Annotated in this window: 24 protein-coding genes; 6 read left to right on the top strand and 18 right to left on the bottom strand. The window is 39.8% G+C overall.

What is annotated here, in order from left to right:
- Positions 1-2: 2 nt before the first annotated feature.
- The 5 genes from fliG to C2M25_RS14795 form a co-directional block, all read right to left on the bottom strand.
- The gene (gene fliG, locus C2M25_RS14815) at positions 3-1043 is read right to left on the bottom strand and encodes a flagellar motor switch protein FliG (RefSeq protein WP_063706585.1); all 1041 of its coding nucleotides are present in this window, start codon (positions 1041-1043) and stop codon (positions 3-5) included.
- Positions 1036-2751, bottom strand: coding sequence for a flagellar basal-body MS-ring/collar protein FliF (fliF, locus tag C2M25_RS14810; protein ID WP_063706583.1), 1716 nt, complete (start codon positions 2749-2751; stop codon positions 1036-1038). The genes fliG and fliF overlap by 8 nt, the downstream gene beginning before the upstream one ends.
- Positions 2752-2771: 20 nt before the next feature.
- Positions 2772-3104: a flagellar hook-basal body complex protein FliE gene (gene fliE / locus C2M25_RS14805; protein WP_063706581.1), complete on the bottom strand. Its 333-nt coding sequence runs from the start codon at positions 3102-3104 to the stop codon at positions 2772-2774.
- 170 nt (positions 3105-3274) lie between these two features.
- A complete protein-coding gene (locus tag C2M25_RS14800; protein WP_063706579.1) occupies positions 3275-4678 on the bottom strand; it encodes a sigma-54-dependent transcriptional regulator in 1404 nt (467 codons plus the stop codon).
- On the bottom strand, positions 4675-5787 hold the full coding sequence (locus tag C2M25_RS14795; protein WP_105175240.1) for a sensor histidine kinase: 1113 nt from the start codon (positions 5785-5787) through the stop codon (positions 4675-4677). The genes C2M25_RS14800 and C2M25_RS14795 overlap by 4 nt, the downstream gene beginning before the upstream one ends.
- A gap of 128 nt (positions 5788-5915) precedes the next feature.
- Between C2M25_RS14795 and C2M25_RS14790 the strand changes: the two genes are divergently transcribed.
- Positions 5916-6506 carry a DNA-3-methyladenine glycosylase I gene (locus C2M25_RS14790; protein ID WP_063706575.1) on the top strand — a complete coding sequence of 197 codons (591 nt, stop codon included), beginning with the start codon at positions 5916-5918 and terminating at the stop codon, positions 6504-6506.
- 29 nt (positions 6507-6535) lie between these two features.
- On the opposite strand, the gene C2M25_RS14785 is transcribed toward C2M25_RS14790, so the two are convergent.
- Together C2M25_RS14785 and C2M25_RS14780 are read right to left on the bottom strand one after the other, a co-directional pair.
- On the bottom strand, positions 6536-7975 hold the full coding sequence (locus C2M25_RS14785; RefSeq protein ID WP_063706573.1) for a sigma-54 dependent transcriptional regulator: 1440 nt from the start codon (positions 7973-7975) through the stop codon (positions 6536-6538).
- A gap of 142 nt (positions 7976-8117) precedes the next feature.
- Positions 8118-8903, bottom strand: a complete 786-nt coding sequence (locus C2M25_RS14780) for a flagellin N-terminal helical domain-containing protein (protein ID WP_105175241.1) — start codon at positions 8901-8903, stop codon at positions 8118-8120.
- 193 nt (positions 8904-9096) lie between these two features.
- Between C2M25_RS14780 and pseB the strand changes: the two genes are divergently transcribed.
- The 5 genes from pseB (at position 9097) to C2M25_RS14755 (ending at position 14247) form a co-directional block, all read left to right on the top strand.
- Positions 9097-10098 (top strand): UDP-N-acetylglucosamine 4,6-dehydratase (inverting), encoded by a 1002-nt coding sequence (gene pseB / locus C2M25_RS14775; protein ID WP_063707199.1) that lies wholly within the window; start codon positions 9097-9099, stop codon positions 10096-10098.
- A 9-nt stretch (positions 10099-10107) separates the two neighbouring features.
- The gene (gene pseC / locus C2M25_RS14770) at positions 10108-11271 is read left to right on the top strand and encodes a UDP-4-amino-4,6-dideoxy-N-acetyl-beta-L-altrosamine transaminase (RefSeq protein WP_105181443.1); all 1164 of its coding nucleotides are present in this window, start codon (positions 10108-10110) and stop codon (positions 11269-11271) included.
- Positions 11268-12152 carry an aldo/keto reductase gene (locus tag C2M25_RS14765; RefSeq protein ID WP_063706567.1) on the top strand — a complete coding sequence of 295 codons (885 nt, stop codon included), beginning with the start codon at positions 11268-11270 and terminating at the stop codon, positions 12150-12152. Before pseC ends, C2M25_RS14765 begins: the two co-directional genes overlap by 4 nt.
- 60 nt (positions 12153-12212) lie before the next feature.
- Positions 12213-13355, top strand: coding sequence for a Gfo/Idh/MocA family protein (locus C2M25_RS14760; protein WP_105181442.1), 1143 nt, complete (start codon positions 12213-12215; stop codon positions 13353-13355).
- A 67-nt stretch (positions 13356-13422) separates the two neighbouring features.
- The gene (locus C2M25_RS14755) at positions 13423-14247 is read left to right on the top strand and encodes a hypothetical protein (protein WP_105181441.1); all 825 of its coding nucleotides are present in this window, start codon (positions 13423-13425) and stop codon (positions 14245-14247) included.
- A gap of 38 nt (positions 14248-14285) precedes the next feature.
- Here the strand turns inward: C2M25_RS14755 and C2M25_RS14750 are convergent, their stop codons facing one another.
- Genes C2M25_RS14750 through fliD form a run of 11 tightly spaced genes read right to left on the bottom strand, consistent with a single transcriptional unit; the run spans position 14286 to position 25530 of the window.
- Complete coding sequence (locus C2M25_RS14750; protein WP_105181440.1) at positions 14286-15791, bottom strand: class I adenylate-forming enzyme family protein; 1506 nt, start codon at positions 15789-15791, stop codon at positions 14286-14288.
- Between the two features lie 4 nt (positions 15792-15795).
- Positions 15796-17358, bottom strand: a complete 1563-nt coding sequence (pseG, locus tag C2M25_RS14745; RefSeq protein WP_105181439.1) for a UDP-2,4-diacetamido-2,4,6-trideoxy-beta-L-altropyranose hydrolase — start codon at positions 17356-17358, stop codon at positions 15796-15798.
- Positions 17345-17596, bottom strand: coding sequence for a phosphopantetheine-binding protein (locus C2M25_RS14740; RefSeq protein WP_229677543.1), 252 nt, complete (start codon positions 17594-17596; stop codon positions 17345-17347). Before C2M25_RS14740 ends, pseG begins: the two co-directional genes overlap by 14 nt.
- A 5-nt stretch (positions 17597-17601) precedes the next feature.
- Positions 17602-18639: a pseudaminic acid synthase gene (gene pseI / locus C2M25_RS14735; RefSeq protein ID WP_105181438.1), complete on the bottom strand. Its 1038-nt coding sequence runs from the start codon at positions 18637-18639 to the stop codon at positions 17602-17604.
- 1 nt (position 18640) lies between these two features.
- Positions 18641-19408: a glycosyltransferase family protein gene (locus C2M25_RS14730; RefSeq protein ID WP_267894591.1), complete on the bottom strand. Its 768-nt coding sequence runs from the start codon at positions 19406-19408 to the stop codon at positions 18641-18643.
- Between the two features lie 4 nt (positions 19409-19412).
- On the bottom strand, positions 19413-19901 hold the full coding sequence (locus C2M25_RS14725; protein WP_105181437.1) for a GNAT family N-acetyltransferase: 489 nt from the start codon (positions 19899-19901) through the stop codon (positions 19413-19415).
- Between the two features lies 1 nt (position 19902).
- Positions 19903-21222: an aminotransferase class III-fold pyridoxal phosphate-dependent enzyme gene (locus C2M25_RS14720; RefSeq protein ID WP_105181436.1), complete on the bottom strand. Its 1320-nt coding sequence runs from the start codon at positions 21220-21222 to the stop codon at positions 19903-19905.
- A gap of 53 nt (positions 21223-21275) precedes the next feature.
- Entirely contained in the window at positions 21276-23360 is a 2085-nt protein-coding gene (locus C2M25_RS14715) for a motility associated factor glycosyltransferase family protein (RefSeq protein WP_105181435.1), read from the bottom strand.
- Positions 23361-23370: 10 nt separating this feature from the next.
- Complete coding sequence (locus C2M25_RS14710; RefSeq protein WP_105181434.1) at positions 23371-23670, bottom strand: hypothetical protein; 300 nt, start codon at positions 23668-23670, stop codon at positions 23371-23373.
- On the bottom strand, positions 23660-24088 hold the full coding sequence (fliS, locus tag C2M25_RS14705; protein ID WP_105181433.1) for a flagellar export chaperone FliS: 429 nt from the start codon (positions 24086-24088) through the stop codon (positions 23660-23662). The genes C2M25_RS14710 and fliS overlap by 11 nt, the downstream gene beginning before the upstream one ends.
- A 38-nt stretch (positions 24089-24126) precedes the next feature.
- Positions 24127-25530 carry a flagellar filament capping protein FliD gene (gene fliD / locus C2M25_RS14700; RefSeq protein ID WP_105181432.1) on the bottom strand — a complete coding sequence of 468 codons (1404 nt, stop codon included), beginning with the start codon at positions 25528-25530 and terminating at the stop codon, positions 24127-24129.
- Positions 25531-25538: the final 8 nt, after the last annotated feature.

Genomic DNA, 25538 nt, shown 5'->3' with positions numbered 1-25538 from the left:
GTTTACAGGAACTCCTCACCACCACCGCCACCAAGCATAATTTCGCCTGAGTCAGCTAAACGACGTGCCGTTGAAAGAATCTCTTTTTGTGCTGCTTCTACTTCACTAATACGAACAGGGCCCATCGCCTCTAAATCATCAGCAAGTAGCTCTGCGGCACGTTTCGACATATTACCCAAGATTTTCTCTTTCAGGGCTTCATCTGTACCTTTGATTGCTTTCATCAGTACATCTTGCTGTACTTCGCGCAGGATCGCTTGGATACCACGGTCTTCAACGTCCATTAAGTTCTCAAATACAAACATAAGGTCTTGGATTTGCTGCGACATTTCTTCATCGTGTTCACGGATTGAATCCATTAACTGACCTTCGATATTGGTATCTAGGTAGTTCATGATATCAGCAGCCGCTTTTAAGCCGCCCATTTTCGCAGCTTGCGCACCTGCTTGGCCTGCGAACTGTTTCTCCATGATTTCGTTCAGCTCTTGCAATGCTGCAGGTTGAACTTCTTCAAGGTTAGCAATACGCATGGTTAAATCTAAGCGCACTTTTTCTGGGAATTGCGACAAGATTTCAGCTGATTGCTCAGGTTCTAAATAGGATAAAACAATGGTTTGAATCTGCGGGTGCTCATTACGAATAATATTCGCTACTTGTTTTGAGTCCATCCACTTCAATGAATCAAGACCTTTCGCTCCTGAACCCATAACAATTTGGTCGATAAGGCTGGCAGCCTTATCTTCACCAAGAGCTGCAGTAAGCGCTTTTTTGATAAAGTCTTCAGATTGGAAACCAATGGTACTGAAGCTTTGAATTTGCTCAATAAACAAATTATGTACTGCGCTAATTTTCGCTTGCGATAAATCATCTAGCGCAGCCATTGCCATACCCACTTTTTGCACTTGCTTTGGCTCTAAGTGTTTAAGGATTTGCGCAGCATCTTCTTCTGATAAGCTCAGCAATAAGATTGCCGCCTTATCAACACCGTCTAATTTATCAACATCAAACGCCGGTGGTAGTTGTTTTTGTTCTTGATCAGTCATCTTCTGTTAACCACGCTTTCACTACTTGAGAAGACAGTTCTGGTTCATTTGCAACCAATGCTCGAACTGCTTTGAGTAAATCTTCATCGCCATGTAAGTCTGGCAGCTGTAGTGTACCATCACTTGAGAATCCTACAGCAGCAGAGTCAAATTCTTTATTTAGCATATCTAGCGTACTATCACCAATATCTACACCTGCACTTAATGCATCTTCATCATAATCTTCAAGTGTATCGTCTGGGTAGATTAGACGTTTCAGCATTGGTCTTACTACGAATACAATCAGTACGATGATAACCAGTGCACCTAATGCTAAGCGTAGCATCTTCATGAACCAATCTTGTTCCCAAAGCGGCACTTCGGCTGCCATTTCTGTGTCTTCGCGAACAAATGGCACTGTGACAACTTCAAGTGCATCACCACGTTGCATGTCAAAGCCTACACCACCTTGTAGTAAACGACGGATATTTGACAATGCTTCAACAGAGCGAGGAACCATGGTCGTTTCACCGTTTTCACCTACTTGTGGTACATAATCAACGGCAACTGACACACTGATGCGACGAATAACCCCTGTTTGCTGACGTTTATGTGAGATTGTTGTATCTAGCTCGTAGTTGCGTGTTGCTTCTTTATGCGAACGACTAGGATTTGTTGCTGAACCCGCACTGCCTTGGCCTGCAATTTCAGGAATATTAGAATTTACTGGCGGCTGATTTGTGAGTGCTCCTGGAATACCCACAGCAAGACCACCAATGTTATTTTCTTCGAATGTCGTTTCACTGCGCACAGCAGGTAGGTCTGGGTTATAACGTTTTTGTGTTTCTTCTACGGCGCTAAAATCCATATTTAAATCAACTTGCGCTGTATAGTTACCTAAGCCCACAACAGGAATAAGGATGCTGTCGATTTTATTTAAGTATTCTTCTTCACGTTTACGCTCAATTTCATACTCTTTGCGAGAGCGAGCAGCAAGTGAATTTTGTGAACCTGAGTTAAGTAAGCGACCATTTTGATCAGTCACAGTAACGCGCTCTGGCGATAGGCCTTGCACCGCTGATGCAACAATATCAACCACTGAGTCAATTTCTTCACCATCAAGTGTACGACCACGTTTTAAGGTCAATACAACAGTTGCTGAAGGTTGCTTTTCACGGCGAGCAAAGACGTTTTCTTTTGGAATAGCTAAAAGTACTTTGGCGCGAGTAACATTTTTTAGCTCTTCGATGGTACGCGCAAGCTGTTGCTCACGACCATGTTTTAAACGTTCACGTTCAAGGCGTTGGCTTACACCAAAACCCATATCTTGCATGATGATGTCAGTACCTGAGCTTGGCGCTTGCTCAAGGCCTTCACGAGCCATCAATAATTTAATGTTTTGGTATTCACCTTCTTCAACAGAGATGACATTACCATCAAGTTCGTAATCAATCTTTTGAGCGTCTAAAAAGTCCAGCGTTTGAATAAGCTCTTCCGTTGGCATTTTACCAAGCGGACGCATATCTGGCTGACGAGCCCAAATAATAATAAAAATTGCGATAGCCAAACAGATTGCCAAAGCAATCACTAAAGTAACCTGGCGTAAAACGTCTACACCGTTTAAGGCACTTAAGTAGCCTGACTTTTGCTCTTGATGATCATCGGTATCGTTTGAATCGATACCACCGCCGGCTAAGGCTAGATCAGTTGATTGATTAGATTGCGCCACAATAATTCTCCACTACCTAGTTAAACAGGCATGTTCATGATTTCTTTATAAGCTTCAACAAGCTTATTTCGAACCTGTACCGTTGCTTCAAAAGCGACTGATGACTTTTGCGAAGCAATCATAACGTCAGCAAGAGAAACACTGCGGTCGCCCATTTCCATTGCCGTTACTTTTTGTTTTGCTTCTTGTTGTAAGCCATTCACTGTATCAAGTGCATTGGTAAGTAAATCACCAAACTGTGCCGATGATGTTGGCTGAGTTTGTGTTGGTAAATTATTAATTGAGTTACTACGACCTGCTTCTAAGGCCATAGATTGCATTTCTTGAAATAATGCGCTGTTTTGAACTTTCATAATACTCTCTGACAATGCAGTTTACTTATGCACTGATAAAGCACAAATCATGCCACAAAATAAATTATTATATATCAATGATTTAACGTGTTTATTTTGTTTGTCAGAGTTTTGACAGCAAACAAGCTCACAAAAATGTGAGCTTGCTTAACTAACTTTTTGGTGGGAGTTTATGCAGGTAAGGCAATACCCAAGTCACGCATTTGCGCCAATTTATAACGTAACGTGCGCGGACTAATACCTAAGGTTTCTGCAACCTCTTTACGCTTACCATTACAGCGCGCTAAGGTTTCTAAAATAATACGATGCTCTTTGTCTTTAAGCTCGTCTTTGTAGTTACCCTGCTCACTCATTTGTGGCACAGTATCTAGATTAACGTCAACAGGCTGTTCTTGATAAGCCGGTGCATTGTGTGGTGGCGTAGCGACTGGTTTTATATCCACCGTGAGTAATTCTTCAATAAAGACATCATCTTGATGAATACTGTTACCATCACATAATATCAACGCACGTTGAATAACATTATCAAGCTCGCGCACATTACCCGGCCAAGCATGCGCTAGCAGCTTTTGCTTAGCTCCTTCGGTTAATAGCGCAATAGGCTCTTTACTTTTCAGGCAATGGCGCTCAATTAAATGCTCGGCCAATACAATAATATCACCCGGACGCTCTGCTAATGGTTTCCACATTAGCGGGAACACATTTAAGCGATAATATAAATCTTCTCTGAACAGATTCTCGCTCACCGCTTCTTTTAAGTCGCGGTTACTTGTAGCCAGTACGCGTACATCAAGCTCTATGGTTTTACGGCCACCTAAACGTTCTACTTCGCGCTCTTGCAGTACACGCAGTAATTTAGCTTGTAAGCCTAAATCCATCTCCGTAATTTCATCAAGTAAGATGGTACCACCTTGAGCTTGCTCAAATTTACCAGGACAGGCTTGAATAGCGCCAGTAAACGCCCCTTTTTCGTAACCGAATAAAGTTGCTTCAAGCATATTTTCAGGAATAGCAGCACAGTTAATAGCCACAAAGGGGGCATCGCTACGGTTTGATTTATCGTGGATAAAACGAGCCAACACTTCTTTACCTGACCCACTTGGGCCAAGCACCATAACACTGGCATCTGAGCGCGCTACTTTACTGGCAAGTTCTAATAACTTAATGCTCGATGGATCGGCAACAATTGGGCCATCGGTTTCTTTTTCCTTTTCAGGCAAATAACGACTCACCATGTTAAGAAGCACTTCTGGGGCAAACGGTTTTGCCATGTAATCAATCGCGCCTAAACGCATTGCCTCTACAGCATCATCAATGGTGGCATAGGCTGTCATCATTAATACTGGCAGCTCAGGATAATTAAGTTTAATGCTTCGTAACAGGTCAAGGCCGCTCATTGCGCCCATTTGCACGTCGCTAACAACCAATGAATAGCTATTTTGCTTAAGTAAGATCATCGCTTGTTCAGCGCTATCTGCAGCAACGCAATCAATACCCGACATTTCAAGGGTATCGATCAGTGCTTCTCGTAAGCCTGCGTCGTCTTCAACGACTAAAATAGAGTTAGTATTCATTTTGCCTCCGCTGACATTGGTTCTGCACTTATTGGCAAGATCAAACTAAAACATGCTCCCCCATGAGCATTATTAGTTACTTCAACCCGTCCTTGGTGCGCATTGGCGACTGAACTTACAACAGCAAGTCCAAGCCCCGTGCCTTGGCTTTTGGTAGTATAAAAAGGTTCGAATAATTTGTTGGCATGGCGTAAATCAACACCTGGGCCATTATCACTGACACTGATGCGAACACAGTTTTCGCTAGTTTCGTCACGTTCAGCACTCAGGGTTACCACAGCCTCAGAGCCAATAATTTGAATACTGTTGTGGATCAGGTTTTGAATAGCACTCGCCAGAGCTGTTTTATTACCCACAATTTCAATATCTGGCTCTGGTAAGTTCACGCTTAGTTCACTGTTATTTTGCGCAACCATCGCATCAGCACCGGCTTTTACTTCATTAAGTAACTGTTGCATTGAAACGCTTTCGACTACTTGTTGCTCACCACTTTTGGCAAATAACAGCATATCGTTCACTTGGGTTTCTAAATCTTTTAAACGCGACATTAATTTTGTATGAAAGTTACCACGCGAGCTTTCTGGCAATCGCTTTGAGCCTAAATTTGCGGCATAAAGCATGGCAGCTGATAACGGTGTTCTGACCTGATGAGCAAGCGAAGCAACCATTTTGCCAAGCGCACTTAAGCGCTGCATATGTGCAACTCGCTTTTGTAAGCGTCTGGTTTCAGTTAAATCTGTCATTAGAATTAACTGCCCAGGCTCTGGAGCAAGCGCAGTAATATCAAGCTTAATTAATCGACCATCTTTAAGTGATACTTCATGTCCATCGTCTTGCTTTGGTCGAAATGAACGTTGAATAACGCTAAACCACTTTTCACCTTCAAGCGGCTCACCTAGCATATCAATGGCAATTTGATTGGCTTTTGCGATCATGCCTCGGCCATCTAAAACCACCACACCCGCAGGCATGGTATCAACCAAGTGGCCTAACCAACTGGCTTGTTGGCGCAGCTCACTCAATTCACCCACATACTCTTCTTGCTGTAAGCATGGGTTATATTGTTTGGCTGTGATAAATTGTGGTTTTAGGACATTTGCTAAGGCCATAATCGATACTCAAAAAATCGTGTCTACCTAGTCAAATGCACAATCCGTACCAAATTTATTTTTGTTTTATTTCAATAGATTAAAGACAAAAACAACACTGACAAAAAAATGACAATCGCGAGGGAATAATGCAAAAAGAACACCATTGTCGTTGCCCATGGCTCGATACCAGCAAAGAAGATTATGTGGCCTATCATGACCAAGAATGGGGGGTGCCATTATATGATGATCACCGCTTATTTGAGTTTATAACCTTAGAGTCAGCACAAGCGGGACTGAGTTGGTATACCATACTTAAAAAGCGTGATGGCTATCGAAGTGCCTTCAAAAACTTTGTTGTTGAAGAAGTTGCCAAAATGACCGAAGACGACGTCGAACGGTTAATGCAGTTTGAAGGCATTATTCGTAATCGCGCTAAAATCGCTGCCACTATCAATAACGCGCAGCGTTTTATTGAAATTCAAAAGGAGTTTGGCAGTTTCTCAAACTACCAATGGCAGTTTGTGGGTGGCAAGCCACTGGTAAACGACCTCGATAAATTAGCGGACTATCCGGCTATTACTGAAGCCTCAACAGCATTTGCCAAAGATTTGAAAAAGCGTGGCTTTAAATTTTTAGGCCCAACGACTGTGTATGCGCATATGCAAGCCTGTGGTATGGTCAATGACCATAGCAATGATTGCTTTAGAAAAGCTGAGATAATCAGTGAATACGAATAGATAAAACCGAGCAAGACACCTAACGCGGCTTAGTCGCGCGTTAGGTTGTATTTCTTCATTTTTTCGACCAGTGTGGTGCGTCTTACACCTAAAATTTCTGCAGCACGTGCAACAACATAATCGTAGCGCTCTAATGCTTGGCTGATTAAGCTGATTTCAAGCTCAGCAAGATACTCTTTCAGCTCAATCCCTTCATCAGGTAATAAACCCGAGTCTACCGTTGTAGCTGGGGTATCAAGCTCTTCCTCATCGTAATCACTAAAGCCGGTACTGAAAATATCGTTGAAAGCATCTCGCTCCATCAACTCTTCAGGGTACTCAGGCTCATAAGCCTCAACTTCGATATAACGATATTTAGCTGGTAAATCTGGCACATCAACTACTTTATCAGGGAACATGATCACCATGCGCTCAACTAAGTTAGCAAGCTCACGAATATTCCCCGGCCACGCATGCTCTTTTAAGCTTTGAATCGCACGCTCAGTAAATTTGGCCGTTGTGCCACTTTGCTCGTTCACACGACGCATTAACTCTTTTAAAAGCAGAGGAATGTCGTCAGCACGCTCACTTAGCGAAGGGTTTTCAATTGGAAACACGTTTAAGCGATAAAAAAGGTCTTCACGGAAGTCGCCCTTTTCAATCATCTCTTCAAGGTTGCGGTGAGTTGCAGCAATAATGCGTACATCAGCTTGAATAGGCTTAGTACCCCCTACTCGCTCATAGCTACGCTCTTGCAACACACGTAGTAGTTTAACCTGCATTTGCAAAGGCATATCACCTATTTCATCTAGAAACAGCGTGCCGCCTTGCGCTAATTCAAAGCGCCCTTTGCGTGCAGAAATAGCGCCCGTAAAGGCCCCCTTTTCATGGCCGAACAGCTCACTTTCAAGTAGTTCACCAGGAATAGCACCACAGTTTACCGGCACAAATGGCCCTGTATTGCGTTTAGAGAGTAAATGAACGTTACGTGCAACAACTTCTTTACCTGTGCCTGACTCACCTAAGATCAGCACATTGGCATCGGTTTTTGCTACTTGCTCAATTAAAAAGCGCACATCTTTTACAGCTTCGGTTTCACCGACTAAACCATCAAATGATTTGTTAGATTTCGCTTGTTTATGGTCACCCGGTAGCATGCGTTGATATTGCTGACAATCATGCAATAGCTGAGTAGTTACATCATGGTTAAACGGTTCACAAATTAAACCAACTACATTAGCAATGCTTAGCAGCGGTTTGAGTGTTTCACCAATTAATAAAAACGGAATGGCAGGAAACTGTTTGATCACAGCCTCGTGGTTTAGCTGCTGTAAAGCACCAAGAATGACCATGCATTCTTGCTGTTGATGTTTTTCACAAAAAGACTGTAATGAAGTCTCATCAACTAATTGTGCAGTTTCACCAATGAAGGTAAGTGCTGCATGTAAACCTATCGCACGATTATTATTATTGTCTAAAATTAAGATCATTATTGGCGAACCACAGTTACCACGAGGTTAGTTAATTTCTAAATTGTAAGCGAGTTTAGGAGGGATGCAAGCGCTAAGCGGCAATTTATTGACATCAACGCCAAAAAATAGTCACTTAGCACTAAAATTTAATACTAAAGAATTAAAGTAAACCTAATATAGACTCGGCTGAACGATTAGCCTGACCACGTAAGGCAACCGATGCTTGCGATAAAATATCATTAGCTACTTGATCAGACACGGCTTTTGCATAGTCAGTATCTTCTATTCGGCTTTGGCTCGCAGCAATGTTCTCTCGCTGGTTACCTAAACCTTTTATCGTACTCGTCAAGGTGTTTTGAAAAGCGCCTAGCTCAGCTCTTTGGGTGTTAATTTCCTCTGCTGCTTGGTCGCTAATATCAATGGCAGCTTGAGCACCTGCTTGGGTTGAAATATCGATTCCCGCAATAACTGAAGCAATACTACCATCAGATGGCGTCACTGATTGTGTGGTGTTAGCATCAGGACCAACTTGAAACGACACTTGCTCACCATCAAATAAAGGTTTACCACCGAATGTCGCATTTTCAAACGTTTCTGAAATTTGCGTTTGTAATTGCGACACTTCTTCTTGAAGTGCTGCCCTATCACTGTCTGTGAGCGCACCATTTCCCGCTTGAATAGACAGCTCTCGTATGCGAGAAACAGCATCATTCACACCAGATAGATTTGACTCTGTTACTTGCGAGTAAGAAATGCCATCGTACGCATTGTTAATTGCTTGGCTGTAGCCATCTTGTTGCGATGTTAATCTATCAATAATTTGCAATGCAGCGGCATCATCTGCCGCTGAGTTTACTTTTTTTCCTGACGCTAGTTGCTCAGCAAGCTTATTACTCGTTTGCTGAGTTTGGTTTAAAAACCCAGTATTGGGTGATTGAATTTTCATGGCGGCCTCCGACAAACCGATTGCTTAAATTATAGCTTAATTTGCCAAATTTTGTACTTTGTACCATGGTTTAGATAAATTAACTTGGCATCTGACTTGCTAGTGTATTAGTTAATAGTTAAATTACTGAGAATTGTGTCAAAATTCTCACTTTGCGTATCAAACGCCAATGAAAAATAACTCGGGTAACGCTATGTTCGACAATAAAACAATTTTAATTACCGGTGGTACCGGTTCATTCGGTAAAAAATACGTCAAAACGCTACTAGAACGTTATAAACCTAAGAAGATTATTATCTTCTCACGGGACGAACTAAAACAGTTTGAAATGCAGCAAGAGTTTGACCAACCGTGTATGCGATACTTCATTGGCGATGTTCGTGATAAAGAAAGACTTCGTCGAGCTATGCGTGGCGTTAACTATGTGATTCACGCAGCAGCATTAAAACAGGTACCTGCCGCTGAATACAACCCAATGGAATGTATCAAAACCAATATTAATGGTGCTGAAAACGTCATTGATGCTGCCCTTGATAATAACGTAGAAAAAGTCATTGCACTGTCAACTGATAAAGCCGCGAACCCAATCAATTTATATGGTGCGACTAAACTTGCATCAGACAAGTTATTTGTTGCTGCTAATAATATTGCTGGCGGTCATAAAACAACCTTTGCTGTCGTAAGATACGGTAACGTAGTGTGTTCGCGTGGCTCTGTTGTGCCTATTTTCCAAAAGTTTATCGACCAAGGCCGCGACCATATACCAATTACTCATGAAGAAATGACTCGCTTCTGGATTAGCCTGCAACAAGGTGTTGATTTTGTTCTAACTAACTTTGAGCGTATGTTAGGTGGTGAGATTTTCGTACCGAAGATCCCTTCAATTCGCATTACTGATCTTGCCAAAGCCATGGCACCTGACTTACCAATTAAAATAATTGGTATTCGCCCAGGTGAAAAGTTACACGAAGTGATGTGTCCTGCCGACTTATGCTTTGAAACGTACGAATATAGCGATCATTTTGTAATCGCTCCGGGCATAAAATTCAGTAGTCGTAGCAATGATTTTACTGTGAATGCACTGGGTGAAAAAGGCGAGCAAGTTGCTCAAGGTTTCGAGTATAACTCTCTCGATAACCCAGATTATATGAGCATTGAAGAAATTAAAAACTTCAACGTCCAAGCGTTACTGTAATACTTCATTATGACGAATAAGGTAATTCCTTACGGCAAACAAAGTATTTCACAGGATGACATCAATGCCGTAATTGATGTATTAAAGTCTGACTGGCTAACGCAGGGACCTGCGGTTCCTGCATTTGAAAGTGCCATTGCAGAATATTGTGGTGCCCACTATGCCTGTGCCACTAACAGTGCGACTTCAGCGTTACATATTGCTTGCCTTGCTTTAGGCGTAGGTAAAGGTGACATTGTATGGACATCGCCAATCTCCTTTGTCGCATCGAGTAACTGTGCGCTGTATTGTGGCGCAGAGGTCGACTTTGTTGATATCGACCTTGAAACAGGCAACATGTCTGTTGCAGCACTTAAAGAAAAACTAACATTAGCCAAACAAAACCAGCGACTCCCTAAAGTCGTGATCCCTGTTCATTTAGCTGGTCAGTCATGCAATATGGCTGCAATCAATGCACTTGCCAAAGAGTATGGTTTTAAGGTTATTGAAGATGCCTCGCATGCTATTGGCGCAAAGTATAAAGACAAGCCAGTTGGCAGCTGTGTTTATTCAGATATTACTGTGTTTAGCTTTCATCCAGTCAAGATAATCACATCTGCTGAAGGGGGTATGGCAGTTACCAACTGCGCTGAGCTCAACAAAAAAATGAGCCGCTTGCGAAGCCATGGTATTACTAATATTTCTGAAGAAATGACCGAGCCAAGTCACGGCCCTTGGTATTATCAACAGCTAGCGCTTGGTTTTAATTATAGAATGACGGATATGCAAGCCGCTTTAGGACTGAGTCAATTAAAGCAGCTAGACAACTTTGTATCAGTGCGAAACGACATTGCAACAACATATAACCATGCGTTTGCAAATTCAACGGTAGCTCATTTGACACAATCGGATGAGTGTTACTCTAGCTACCATTTATATATTGTTCGTTTAACACAGTGTGATGTAGAAAAACATAAGTCGGTCATCACAGGCATGCGCGAACAAGGAATTATTGCTCACTTGCATTATATACCGATCCATTTACAGCCTTATTATCAAGCTTTAGGCTTTTCGGACGGTGATTTCCCTAATGCAGAAAGCTACTATAAACAGGCTGTTACTATTCCTCTGCACCCAACTATGACAGCAGATGAGCAGCAATTCGTTATCGATACATTGATTGGTTTAGTATGAAGCTTGCTCTAGGTACAGTGCAATTTGGCTTGAATTACGGTGTCAGTAATAAGCTTGGTCAACCAAGCATTGCCAAGGCTCATGCCATTTTAGATATTGCAAAAGACGCAGGCATTACAACATTAGATACCGCACTTGGTTACGGCGAGAGTCACCAAGTGTTGGCATCCTATCCTTCGATTAATGACCGCTTTAACATAGTTACTAAGTTACCTCCTCTACAAAAAGAGCAATTTTCTAATCAGGATGCAGATAATTACATTGCATTAATTGAGCAATGTTTTTCAGATTTTAAAACTCAAAAACTAAATGCAATCCTATTTCACCAAGCAAGCGACATTGAGAAACAAGGTGTAGCGCCCGTTTTAGCGTGTTTAAAACAACGACAATTAGAAAATCAATTAGCGAGTAAAGGGGTTTCTTTGTATTCAGGTGCAGAGGTGGATAGCTTCACACAGTTGAGCGAAATTAACCTTGTGCAAATACCTTACAATGCATTTGATACCTACTTTAAAGACACTGGCGCTCTTTCATTACTAAGTAAAAACAACACTCAAGTGCACGCTAGATCTTGTTTTTTACAAGGCTTGTTATTAATGCCCATCAATGAGTTAGCTAGTTACTTTAAACCTTGGAAGCAAAATTTAGAATCATTTCATCAGTTAGCGCTGCATCTTGGTGTATCGGCACTAACACTCAGCCTTGCATATGCTTTAAAAGAAGATGAAATAGATAAAATAGTTGTCGGTGTGAACTCAGAGTCCGAGTTAGAGCAAATTTTAGAGGCCTATCAAAGCAGCATCAAAATCTCTCACGACGTGCTCAAAGAAATGACGGTTAATGATCCAAGACTCACCAATCCAGCAAATTGGCAACTATAAATAGTTTAGAAAAATGATTGATTGCCGATAAATGGCTATGATCAAAAAAGGCAGATATATATGAATGACAATAATAAACAATTAAAACTTGCCTTTATTGGCGGTGGCAATAACTCAGCTGTAGGCTATGTTCACTTCGCCGCAAGTCAACTCGATAACAAGTTTGCAGTAGTTGCAGGTGCCTTTTCAAGAAACCCCGATGAAAATAGTGCAACAGCGCAGAGATGGGGAGTTTCAGAAAAGCATTTATACAACGATTGGCAAGAGCTTATAGAGCAAGAGAAAAACCATGTTGATGCATTTGTTATACTGACACCAACACCCCATCATATTGAGGTAATAACCACGCTTCTAAAGGCGAATTTACCGATTATTTGCGAAAAAGCACTTGTTACCGGCCCTGCTGAAGTCGCTGAAATTGAAGCCTGCTACGATAAAAATAAACACTTTCTAGCTGTTACATACAACTACAGTGGCTATGCGATGGTCAGAGAGTTGAAACACCTAGTAAAGCAAGGTGCACTTGGCACTATCCAAAAAATTCACCTTGAAATGCCTCAAGAGGGGTTCAGAAGGCCGCCAGATATTGCAGGTAAACCATCGATGCCACAAGCGTGGCGATTAAAAGATTTTGAAGTGCCAACCATTTGCTTGGATTTAGGGGTGCATTTACACCACTTATCAACATACTTACTTGAAATGGAGCCAACGGAAACAATCGCACAGTTTACTAACCATTCTCAATACCCAAATTTAATTGATGATGTAAATATGTTGCTGAACTACCCAAATAACATCAAGGGTAGTATGTGGATGTCAAAAACGGCTATTGGCCACCGCAATGGACTTCAAATCAGAATATACGGTGATAAAGGAAGCGCGCGTTGGTTCCAACTAAACCCTGATGAATTAGAGTTAAACTACAATGACGGTCGCAGAGAAATCTTAGATAGAGCCGGACAGTGTGAGTATGCTAACCAATTTAGATATAACCGAATGAAGCCAGGTCACCCAACAGGATTTGTTGAAGCCTTTTCTAATTTATATACAGATATTTACGAAGAACTTTGCTGTTACTTAGCTGGTACAGACAAAAAAAATGACTATGTATTTGGCTTAGAGCAAGCAAAAGACGGCTTGAACTTATTTAAAGCAGCGAAAAAATCGAATGAAAGTAGAAGCTGGGAAGAACTCATAAAATAAACTTTAAGTAACAAATTTTGAAATGGTCTGAGTATCAAAATGAGACTTTCGACCATTGAGGATTATTATGGATATAACTAAGCTCATAAATTCAGAATTGGAATACTATCAACCAATTATTGAAACTGCCTCGAAAGTTAATAACGAGAATTTAACTGTGTGGAGAAACGAAACCGTCCAGCAGAGGCAGGAACGGATTTCTTTAGAATGTTACGATCTATTGAAAGGCCAAGTTTCTTATGGTCCATTTAAAGGGCTCAAGTTAAATAAGGACACTTGGTGGGGTAAATTAGATCTTGGCTCAATGTTACTTGGGCTATATGAGAAAGAAATACTCGATATCATTTCTAATATCAAACAAGATGAGTATTCTAACTTCATAGATATAGGTGCTGCTGATGGCTATTATGCGTGCGGTATTCTAAATTCGAAAAAAATAAACAACGCTATATGCTTCGAGCAAAGCCTAAAGGGCCAGGAAGTAATTCATCAAAATTGGATAAATAATGGTTCTTTGGGAAGCTTAACAATCTACGGTGAGGCAAATCTACAGAGTCTTGAAAAACTATCTGAAGAAGATGTTCAAAACGCGCTAGTGTTAATAGATATCGAAGGTTTTGAGTTCGAATTACTAACTACTGAAGTCCTAGCTGTACTGAAAAATTGCACCATCATTATTGAAATACATAACTGGGCAGATGATTTTATAAATAAATATCGCACTCTGCTTATGAATGCAGCAAAACATTTTAAAATTGAACCATTAAAACCGGTTGATAGAAGTTGCTTTAATTACCCTGAACTACGCCACTTTACTGATGACAATAGAGCTCTATTACTATCAGAAAGGCGTCCATGTCTAATGAGGTTTATAAAATTAACACCTCTTTAAGTATTGGACTATGAGGTATAGCTAAAGTTAATACAACTCTAGCTATATCTTTCTTTTACATTCTGACGAAGAATTTTGCCTAAACTACTTCTTTCAAAACTATCAATCTGCTCTAACACTCTAGGCTGTTGATAATCGGTTAATTGCTGTAAACACAGTTTCTTTAATTCTGTTTCATTTACTGAGGCCGATAGCGTCGTATAAACAACTTTTATTACCTCACCAAACTGAGAGTCTGGAATTGAAAAAGCCACGCAATCTTCAATGTCTGGATGCATTTTTATCACGGCTTCAATATCTTGAGGGTATACATTGATCCCCCCACTTGAGATCAACTCTTTTTTACGGCCGACATAATATAAATAGCCTTGCTCATCGAGGTAACCTAAATCTCCGGTTTTGAAAAAATCACCAAGATAATAAGCTTCTCGCGTTTTTTCCGGTAATTTATGATACCCACTAAACCCGGTTGTTGTTTTACAACAAATTTCTCCAACTTCAGTTGCAGCTAATTCTTGGCCATGCTCATCGGTAATTTTCACAGTCACAAATGGTAAAGCATTGCCTACACTGCCGCTCAATTCAGGGTGTTCTGATACCGCGAAATCAGTCACAACACCAACCTCTGAAGCTCCGTAACACTCGTGTAAACGGCAACTAAGCAAAGAAAGTAAGCTTTGTTTACTCTCTTTATCTAATACCGCCGAAGAGGATACTAGGCAGCGTAAAGAGCTCAAGTCATGCCCTTCAACACCGTTTTGAATTAAGCTTACTAATTGAGATGAAACGGCAAATAGAAAACTCACTTGGTGCAGTTCAATTGCTTGTAGCCATAGCTTCAAATTAAACTTTGGTAATACAACCGTTGTTGCACCAAGCATCAACGGCATGAGCACACCACGCTGAGCTAGCGAGTGGTACATAGGAGTCGCTACGAGAATAACGTCATCGGACGTTAATCCGTAGTAGTTTATGGTCGCATCAAATGCTCTATTTACTTTACATGCTTGGCTCAACACTATTGGCTTAGGTTGACCGGTAGAACCAGAAGTCATGGTCAAGATGTAAGGTGCTTGCGTATCAATTGCATCAGTAAAAAAGCATTCTGCTTCAGCTTGTTGAACACAAAGCCAATTTGTTTCATTAGCAACACTTTGGCCTAATGTTATTAAATTTTCAGCTTCAATAAGGTTATCTGCAAGAAGTGATTTGCTAATGGTCGGCCAAGCAATCACCTTAGCAACGGGGGTTTTCTTAAGAGCAACCGTCAGAGCAAGTCCTTTTAAGCTAACAGGTAACGGCACAGCGGCTAAACCTAATTTAGCGATTGCCAGCAGCGAAACAATAAATTCAATACCGTTAGGTGCAAATATTGCAACACGTTGGCCTTGCGTAACACCTTGTTTTAAAAAGTGGCTAGTAAGCTTAATAACTTGCTGATTTAATTCATCATACGTTACGCTTTGCTGTTGAAAAACGACAGCTACCTTAGTGGGAGTGTTAGCGACATTCGTAGCAAATAACTCATAAATACCTTTATCCACCTACTCACCCTTTTCCTACAAAATTAAAATCATCAATCGAAGCATTTGGAAATAAATGTTGGGTCACTGCCATTTTTTTCGCATCCCCTGCAATAGATTTAAATCCTGCTCGCTGATTAAGCAAATTTACAAACTTATTTTCTTTATTAATAACGGCTACCCATATTGCATCTGGGTATGTTTGCTCAGTCTCTTTTAGTTGCCAATCTAATACTAGTTGAGCATGGGCAAAATTAACATCGTCACTTGCTGCAAACCAGCCACCAATTAAATAATTTTGCTGTTCTATTTCATACAATTGATGCCAAACGTAAAGTAGCGGCTTACCTTTAACTTCCATAACATAAGAATCGCGACGATTAGCAAACCACCAGCAATAATGATCAAGTTGGTCGATATCTTTTGTGATCGTCATTCGCCAAGCATTGTTCGGTAAGTTTCTCGCTGCCAAATAGCGGTTTATGTCCTGATCAACCACTCGCCTTAACGTGATTGTGTCGGTTAAATATTGATACTGGCTTTCAATTAAGTTGCTATTGGCTTGAGTAATCTGGCTAGAAGCAAGCTCTGAAGTAATTAACTTAGCAACACGACTTGCGCCTTCGCCATCAATTTTTACAGCAACGTTTTCACGCATTAGGTGGATACGTTCTATATTTTGTAGCATTGCTAAAATTAACTTTAAAACCTGTTCTGGCGGATAGTCAATTAAGTTTGCGATATGAAAATAATGCCCAAAATCATCTAATGCAGCTTGTTGATTTTCTTGATTCTTTGCGATTGAGAACGTTAACGCAGGGGTTTTAGTCGCAGCCAGCTCATACAAGGACGTGCCTAAAGCGCCAACAAACAAGGTGCAGCTTTTATAGTAGTTTGCTAAACAACTAGGTGCTTCAATTAAATTTAATTGCGAGTGACCTAAAGCTAACTCATGTAGCTGAGTAACGGATGTAGCATTAGGGCCTATAATTAGATTAACTTTATACTCTGGCGCTATTTCAAGAATTAATCGTATGATTTCAGTAAGCTCTTTCCAATCGCCACCACCGCCGAGAGAAAACATAAGCTCTTTATTTGTGCGATCTGTTTGCACGCAGTTTCGATAAGCCCTAGACAGCATCGAAAAATCAGGACCAAGTAAAAAGTGTTGTGATTCAAGTGCAGTACTTTGATAACGTGACGAAGTCTTTTCAGCATTCCATTTACTATCGATAACCAGCTCTGCTAGATGCTCTCTTTCAAGATCATCAACCGCAATAATCGATGGCACATGTTTAGCCATCTTTGATTCCCATTCAATATCAAAACGATAGCTATCAATAATTAATGTATCAATAATGAGCTGTTGCTCGTTGAAAAGCTGAACACAGTTAGCCGCATCTTCTATCTGTGTTTTTGCATAGGGTAATAAATGTATATTCCCGAGTTCTTTAGTTAAATGATGCGACAATTGTGTATCGACTAAAAAAACAACTTCTTCACCTAAACATTGCAACTCTAACGCGAGCCATTTACAACGCATAAAGTGACCCAAGCCACATAGTGTATCGACTCTAATTGCTATCATTTAACTTCACTAACGCAGTCGCTAAATTTCCTACTTTTGCATTTTCACTGTCGACCATTAACTCTGGAGGAACAGCAATACCATATTCGGTTTCTAAGCTCATTATAAGGCTCAGTATTTCAAATGAGTCTAACGCCCCTGCAGCTACAAAGTCATATTCAGCAATGTCAGCATCTTCAACAAATACGCCGCGTTCTAATAAAAATTGCTGAACCGAATGGATTAAGTCTTGTTTCATATCGCTCACTTTAGATCACTCCAAGACAATTGAGTGCCACAGCGTAATTCTTTATTAACTGTTCGCCCAATAAGGCTTGGCAGCTCTTTTGGCATAATTTCGCCGCCCCCAGGGCGCATTTGTCTTAAATGCTCAGGGCTCAGCTGCTCTCCAGCTTTAATATCTTTGATAATGTAAACACAGCGACGTGCTTTTGAAGCAACGGATGGGTAATCAACTTTGCCCAGTGCTTTTTCAATTTGTCTCACACCATGAACAAGAGCCTGAAGCTCAGGTGGCGTCATTGAAAAAAAGCTATCTGCAGTATTGTCTGTTTTGTCTAATACAAAGTGCTTTTCTATCATGCATGCACCGACGGCAACTGAAGCCAGAGGCACATCATTTCCCAGTGTGTGATCAGATAAACCAACCGGACATTCAAAAGCCTGTTGCATATGAGGGATAGTTCGCAAATTAATAGTCTCTGCAGGAGCAGGATAAGTGCTTGTACACTTCATCAATGCAAGTTCAGTAACACCCGCATCTTCTGCGACTTTTACCGCCTCAGCAATTTCAACTAACGTCGCACCACCTGTAGACATAATTACGGGTTTACCAGTAGCGGCAACATCACGAATTAATTGGTGGTCAATTAGTTCAGGTGAAGCAATTTTATAGGCTGGAGCATCTAATTGTGCTAATAAATCGACTGCCGATTTATCGAATGGTGATGAAAAACAAGTAAGTCCAAGTTTTGCTGATAGTTCAAACAGTTCCGCATGAAAATCCCAAGGCATATAAGCTGTCTTGTATAAATCATGTAAGTATTGACCTTGCCATGGACCCGTCGCTTCAAAGTGTGGAAGTTTACAATCCATGGTTAAAGTATCTGCGGTGTAAGTTTGTAGCTTAATCGCATCAGCACCGGCTTCATGAGCGGCATGAACTAACTCTTTAGCTTTATTTAAACATTGACCATGGTTAGCTGACATTTCAGCGATGATATAACAAGGGTGATCGTGCCCTACCCATGTATCAGCTATTTTAAATTCTTTCTTAAACATATTACCCAACTTGAACTTGTTCTACGTGCTCATTGATCTTAAGTATATCAGGATGAGAGCTTAGCATTTGTTTTAATTCATCAAATGTGAAATCAGTACGGTAATCGAATAAGCTATAAATGGCTTTAATTAACTCATAATCAGCTGGCTCATCTAAAGTTAAACGCCAATGACTGAAATCATCAACGTTCTTATAGTCAGCCACTTTCATATTTCTGCAAATATATTGCGTCATATGTTCTTTTTCAAAATCTTCTGTTGCACATTCAAAGGCTGATTTAAGCGCCTCAAAAGTAAACACTTCTGTATCAAAACCATTAGGAAAACCACAGTGAGGGCCAGCCGAAATATAATCATACTCACTGCGCACACTATAGAAGTGGTCTATAACACGTGCGGTTTCAGTTAAATCAATGAGAGGACAATCACTGGTACAACGAACAATCACAGTATCTGAGTTTGCATTTACAGACTGTGCAGCTAGGTAATAGCGACTTAATACATTGTTAGTGTCACCTTCAACGTATTTCACACCCAGTCGTTCACACAACTCAGTGATCGGTCGTTGAGTGCCATCATCTGTTGTCGCGATAATGATCTTCTCTTTAAAAGGAGCCAATCTTTCTAGCATCACTTCTAATACAGGCTTTGTTCCAAGAGGCAGCATTACCTTTTTAGGTAAACGAGATGACGTCATTCTAGCTTGAATTACAATATAAAAATCATTGTTCAGAAGCTTTGAAACAAGCTGTTCAGTAAAAGTATTCAACAACTTAAAACTCCCATAACATTGTTAGACCGCCATCATTTCGACCATCATCTACAACTTTAAAACCTATTTTATAATAAGCCGAAACGGCAGCAGTATTAGCTGAGTCAACACCAAGCTGCATTTTAGTAATACCTAATTGCTGCTTTGCATGGCGCGCAAAACATTCAATTACTTCCTTTGCAACCCCTTTGCCATGCCACGCTTTTTCACCAATCAGAATACCCATTTCAACACAATCGCGGCTTTTTCCTTTGATGATAAACTTAATATTTCCAATATGCTCATCACTATCAAGAGTAAAAATGCCATAAAAATACACATCTTTATCTGCAAGCTGCTCTTCAATATATGCAACAAGGCCACTGTTAGACTCTGGTTTATTTAGGATGAATTCGCTAACACCTGAATTCAACCAGTTTAAATACTTAGCCGATGCATCCGCTGCTTCTAAGTATCTTAGTTTAAACCTATCTGAAGTCAGTAAGTTCATCTTAATTCAGCCTTTTAAAGCCCGAGGTTGATGGAATAACATGTGCCAGTAACTCTGGGTTTTCAATCGCATCGGCTATGGCCGAAAACGCATTATCAACCGCTTTTAAATAAGTCTCAACGTGGTGCTCTTTGTGCGCATACATGCAGTAAAACATATTAGTTGCTAATACACCTTGCTCTAACATTTTCTCAATAAAGTAGGATTTAAGCGTCAAAAAGTTTTCATTCTTTAAACTAAAGTGGCAAAGGGCATCAATACCAGAAACATGAATTTCAAGGCCATGCTTTTGCGCTAAACTTAGCCAGCCATCCTTAATTTTTGCACCGATTACGGCTAGATGCTCATGGACTTGGTGTTGCTCGTAATAGTTGATCGTTGCTAATGCAGCTGTAGGCCCTACTCGTTCAGTCCACATAGTGCTAGATATAAAACTAGTTTGTGCTGCATCCATCCATTTAGACTTGCCTATGACGGCAGCCATAGCATAGCCATTAGCCATTGCCTTAGAAAAAACTGCAATATCAGGATTAATACCCAGCTTCAAATGCGATCCGCCACAGTTGATCCTAAAGCCCATAGATATTTCATCAATAATTAATGGGATATTTAATCGTGCTGCAATGGCCTCAACTTGCTGCCAGTATTCTTCAGATGGGGCAAAATTTCTCATTGGCTCCATCACGATAGCTGCAAGCTCTTCACCATTTTCGGCAACTAACTGCTCTAGCGCTTCGATATCATTAAAAGGAAAAGGGAGTGCTGTTCCTGCTAGCGCTTTTGGAACACCTTTAGGTGAAAGGCCAGGAATTAAATGGTCGTTAAGATTACTATTACTTGTAACATTGGCTGATAAGTACCAATCATGCCACCCATGATAACCACTAAAAGCAATTTTATCTTTACCTGTTGCTGCTCGTGCAATACGCACTGCGACAGTCATTGCTTCACCGCCACAACGGGCATATCTAACTTCTTCAGACCAAGGGTGTAATTCTAATAACTTCTCAGCAAGCTCAACATCCTCAGGGCAATTTAAGCTAGAACTAACCCCATTGCGAATAGAGTTAATAACCGCATCATCAACTTCTTCTACCGCATAACCAAGAATATTTGCACCGATACCCGAAATAGACATATCGAGGTACTCATTACCATCAAGATCCCAAACTTGGCATCCTTTTGATTTAGAAAAATACCCAGGCCAAATATTAGTACTAAACATATCTGGTCGCTTAGAAAGCAATTGAGTTAATCCTGGGATTATCTGTTTTGCTTTTTTTTGCAAAGATAAGCTTTTTTCTAATTTGTTATTATTCATTAATAAATCCGCTAAAAGTGAAAAAGAATTCGCAACTATTCGTTTAAATGACTTTACTTGCACAAGCGAATGTTAGCTTTGTAGTACTCTGGCGCCGCATCAATAAAGTCAATCCAATGCTGGAGTGCTTTTAAATAGTAAGGCATTATTTGCTCTTCATCCCCAAAGTTATACAACAGAGATATCAAAAGAGCTGTCGTGTATAAGGTTTCCCCTTCCATCATTAGAAAAATATTTAAATATTTTGCATTATCTTTAAATGAATAGAGGTAGCGAATACTTTTAAGTAATGCATCTAACGCATCACCTCGAGTGCTTACATCTTCTTTTAGTATATTTGCAAACGTAGAACAAAATTCTTCAAATTCATTGTATTGCAAATATGACTCAACTTTCTCTGCATCATATGGAGCTGAGAATTTAGTTGATTTGATAAATTCTATAACCTCATATTTATCAACTTGAGTATTCTCTAGGAAAATATCCTCAGACTTTAAAGGTATTGCCCCTTTAATTTTTGCACCATTACTACAATTAAAGAAGTGTGTACCTTTTGGCACAAATAAATCGACGAGTTTCTCCATTTGGCTGTTACCAACACTCATAAATTCATCAGTTAAAACAGAAGGTGCAAAGTTTCCAGGCAGTACTATTTGCTTACCCATCTTTAAAGGTTGATGGACTGTTTCGCCTTTGTCATTGTAGTAAAAACTAGATTTAGAATGGTGATGGGTTTCATCTATATAACCATTATCAACACCAAATAAATAAATATTTTTGAAATTCAAATGACATGCAAAACTAAGTGCTGTGTTGCCAACTAGTGGATTACAATATGAAAGACTTCCCGTAAATTCATGCTTGCCTAATACCTGTGATAATTGAATTAATTGCGTAGCAGACTCATTACCTTTTAATCCAAAGCCTGTCCAAGGGAAAAGACTTGATACGCTAGGATGCATCACATTAGTTGTCAAAAAATTAATCTGGCTTCGAGCAGATTCTGGGAGGTAATCCTTGAGAAAATGATATGTCTGTTCTGTACGCTCCAATGCAACATGAAAGTCGGGAATAATTCCATACTGAATCAACGCTGTAGAAGCTGAATTACATGAAAAGATAACGACTTTATCTTTAATACTTTGAAGAGCTTCAATTTCTTTATCTAAAGATGGACCATTAGCAATTATAACAATTGGAAAATTATCATATTTTGGAACGCTAACTTGACTTAAATGATTAACCATAAGGTTGAGGCCATTATCGACATTACCCAATGTGTGAGCAACTCCCATAAGTGCATCATCAAAAAAGCCAAAACCTGTAAAAAATTGATGGAAGTTAACTTTAAATTGATTAATCCAGTTATTAACAGTTACAGACGGATAGTGCTGATAGAACCAAGTAAAACTAACTGATGCCACGCCAACACTTCTTGAGCGCTCATAAATGTCTTGAAAAATTTCGACTTCTGTTTTGCCAATGCCTAGATAAAGATAACTACCACTTTGATTGACATGTTCTAAAATTTCCTGCCAATCAGTAACAAATAGACTTGCAAAAAAATAGTCTTCATTTGGCTCCAAAATATTTATAAAGCTAATTTTTTTACTATCAAGCAAGTATGGTAAGTGATATCCCAAACCTATACCAAAGACAATCAAGCTAGGCATAACTTCATCAAGGGTATTGTTTAATTCGAGTTCTTGTTTTGCTTCTAAATAAACCGAGCCCATACTTTTCATTAATTTGATATGGCAAAAATCAAGGGGATTTTCAATTAATGAAACTTTTGAGTGGTCTGTTCGCCCAAGAATTGGGGCATTTATATTTTTTTCAGCCTGTTCTTTTGCCTGACTTATAGGATCTTCCGAGTACATTGGCACCCCGGTTTCATAATCTATTATGTTAGCAGTGCCATTTTCATTGAGGAGTAGCTGAAATTTTTCACCTGGATTATAGCGTAAAAACCTCTCGTAAACTTCAGGGAAAAATTTTTTAAATGCCAATAGGTTACGCTCAAACATTAGATTGGCTTTTTCGGCAAATATTTGTTCTTTTTGCTGTTTTTCTAACTTCGCTTCAAGCTGCTCTGAAAGTGATTCTAATTGAGCTTCAACAGATTTTTGTGTTGTCATTATTCTTTACCTACTTGATGCTTTTATATACGTTAAGTTTTTTTTGATTACTTAAATGGACACCTATTTGCTTTGCTAAATTCTTTTTTTGGCCTTCAGCACGTTGCAGCAACGCACCAAATTTACTAAAAACATCTTCACAACGCCTAATATTTTCAGGTGATAAGTTGTTGATATTACCAAATAGTGACCTTACTTTTTGGTCAAACTCTATAAAGCTCGCGTTGAATGCATCAAGGTTATTTTGGTCTAAATGAGCGTTAAGTATCTCAATTTGATTTTCAAGTTGGGAAAATTGACTATCCGACATTTGCGTCAGCGCCATTATCTCTTAAAGTTTGTTCTCTTACTTCATGAGGAATTGCGTCCCATGCAGACTTAATTTCTTTTAGTAAGCCACTTACTTCGTCAATAATGGTTGGATCGTTCTTTATACTTGCATCTAGCAATCTATCAATCATATATGAATACAGTGCATAAAGATTTTCAGTTACTTCACCACCTGCGTCAAAATCTAAACACCCTCTAAGTGCTTCAATTATCGCTGATGCTTTTGATAAATGTTCACTTTTTGCTTCAAGGTGCTTTTTTTCAATGGCTACTTTCGCCAGTACCATCTTCTCAATAGCACCTGCCATTAGCATTTGAATAATTTCGTAACGGTCAGCACCTGCAAGGCGAGTTTTAAGTGCTTCCTTTTGATAATTTTTTACTTTTGCGTTGTACATGGTTCACCTTTTACATACGATAAAGAAACTAGCTAAAATTAAGATGATTTAGTAAAACCTGGAAGACTAGAAAGTTGTGCACTTAAGTACGTTTGCGTTGACTGCATTTGCGCCAACAACACATCTAAGCCTGCATATTGCTGACGAAGCCTTGCTTCTAATTCTTCCATTCTATATTCATGGTTAAGAACATCATCTTCTAGGTCATCAAGTTGAGAATTTAAACTAGTTTCTCGTTGATTCATGATACCTTTAGAGTCTAAGTAATTGTCAAAAAGAGACTCTAGTTGTTTTGCTATCCCATTTTCACCTGCAAAAGCCTTGCCAATATTATCGTAGTTTTCATCCATAGCTTCATTTAAGCTACGGACTAAGCTAGACTTTTCAAGGTAACCTTCTTTATCAACACCTAAGCCAATATCAAAGATACTTGAAAACGGACCTGCACCTGTAATTGGTGTCGAAAGGGCATTAACCAGCTGCGAATCGAATGAACGAATTGTTGAGTCTGCGTTTAAAGGTTTGCCAATACGTGTTTGTAGGCCTATTTGACCGATTAGATTATTATAATTTGCGATAAATTCATCGACTAACTTAGTAACACTTTCAGTGTCTACGTCCACAGATAACTTTGCCGTTTCACCGTCAACACTTTGTCGTTTTGCAACAATTGTCATGTCTTGTACAGCATCTTTAAAAGTATTGGTATCATTAACAATTGAAATACCATCAACTTTAATTTCTGCACTTTTAGCTTCATCACCTGAAGCAATTGCAATACCACCTGCAGTAACGCCATCGTTAGCAAGTGTCGAAACATTATCAAGTTCAGCTGTATCGTTGGTAATCACTAAGTCATTTCCCAAACCTGTAACATTCGAAGTAAAAACAAGTTTAGACTCTGTGCCCGTATTAATGATATTTGCAGTGACACCGAAGTTCTCATCAGAATCATTAATTGCATCACGTAAATCAGCAAGCGTTGCACCCGCATCGAGTGTTAAATCAAAGCTCTTGTCACCTGCAGAAAAAGACAATGTACCACCAGAAGCAGTAACAACATCATCTGTTGAGGTAAATAGGCCAGCATTAGATGTCGCTCGACTACCTTGAGCAAGCTCCACCACCTCAATATTGAAGTCCCCAGGTGAAATATCTGAAGTTGGTGTTACTGAGATGAGGTCACCATCATCACTAGTTGGTTGCTTTATGTTAGCAACACGCTTGTTAAAGTTATCTATATCAGCTAACTTTTCAATAGTGTCCTGAAGCTTCGACATAGCAGATTTAACTTCGCCTAAAGACGAAAGCTCTACCTGTAAAGTCTCTTCTTTTTCTGCAAAAGCTTGTAGTTTAGGGGTATTTTCAGCTGATAGTGTCGCACTGATGATGCTTTCTAGATCAAGTCCAGAACCAACCCCAGCAGATGTAATTAATGCCATTGTAATAC

The organism is Pseudoalteromonas sp. T1lg21 (assembly GCF_002964625.1).
GTDB lineage: Bacteria > Pseudomonadota > Gammaproteobacteria > Enterobacterales > Alteromonadaceae > Pseudoalteromonas > Pseudoalteromonas gelatinilytica.
Note: the sequence above shows the minus strand (reverse complement) of the source record. Positions and strands in the feature narration are given on the sequence as shown.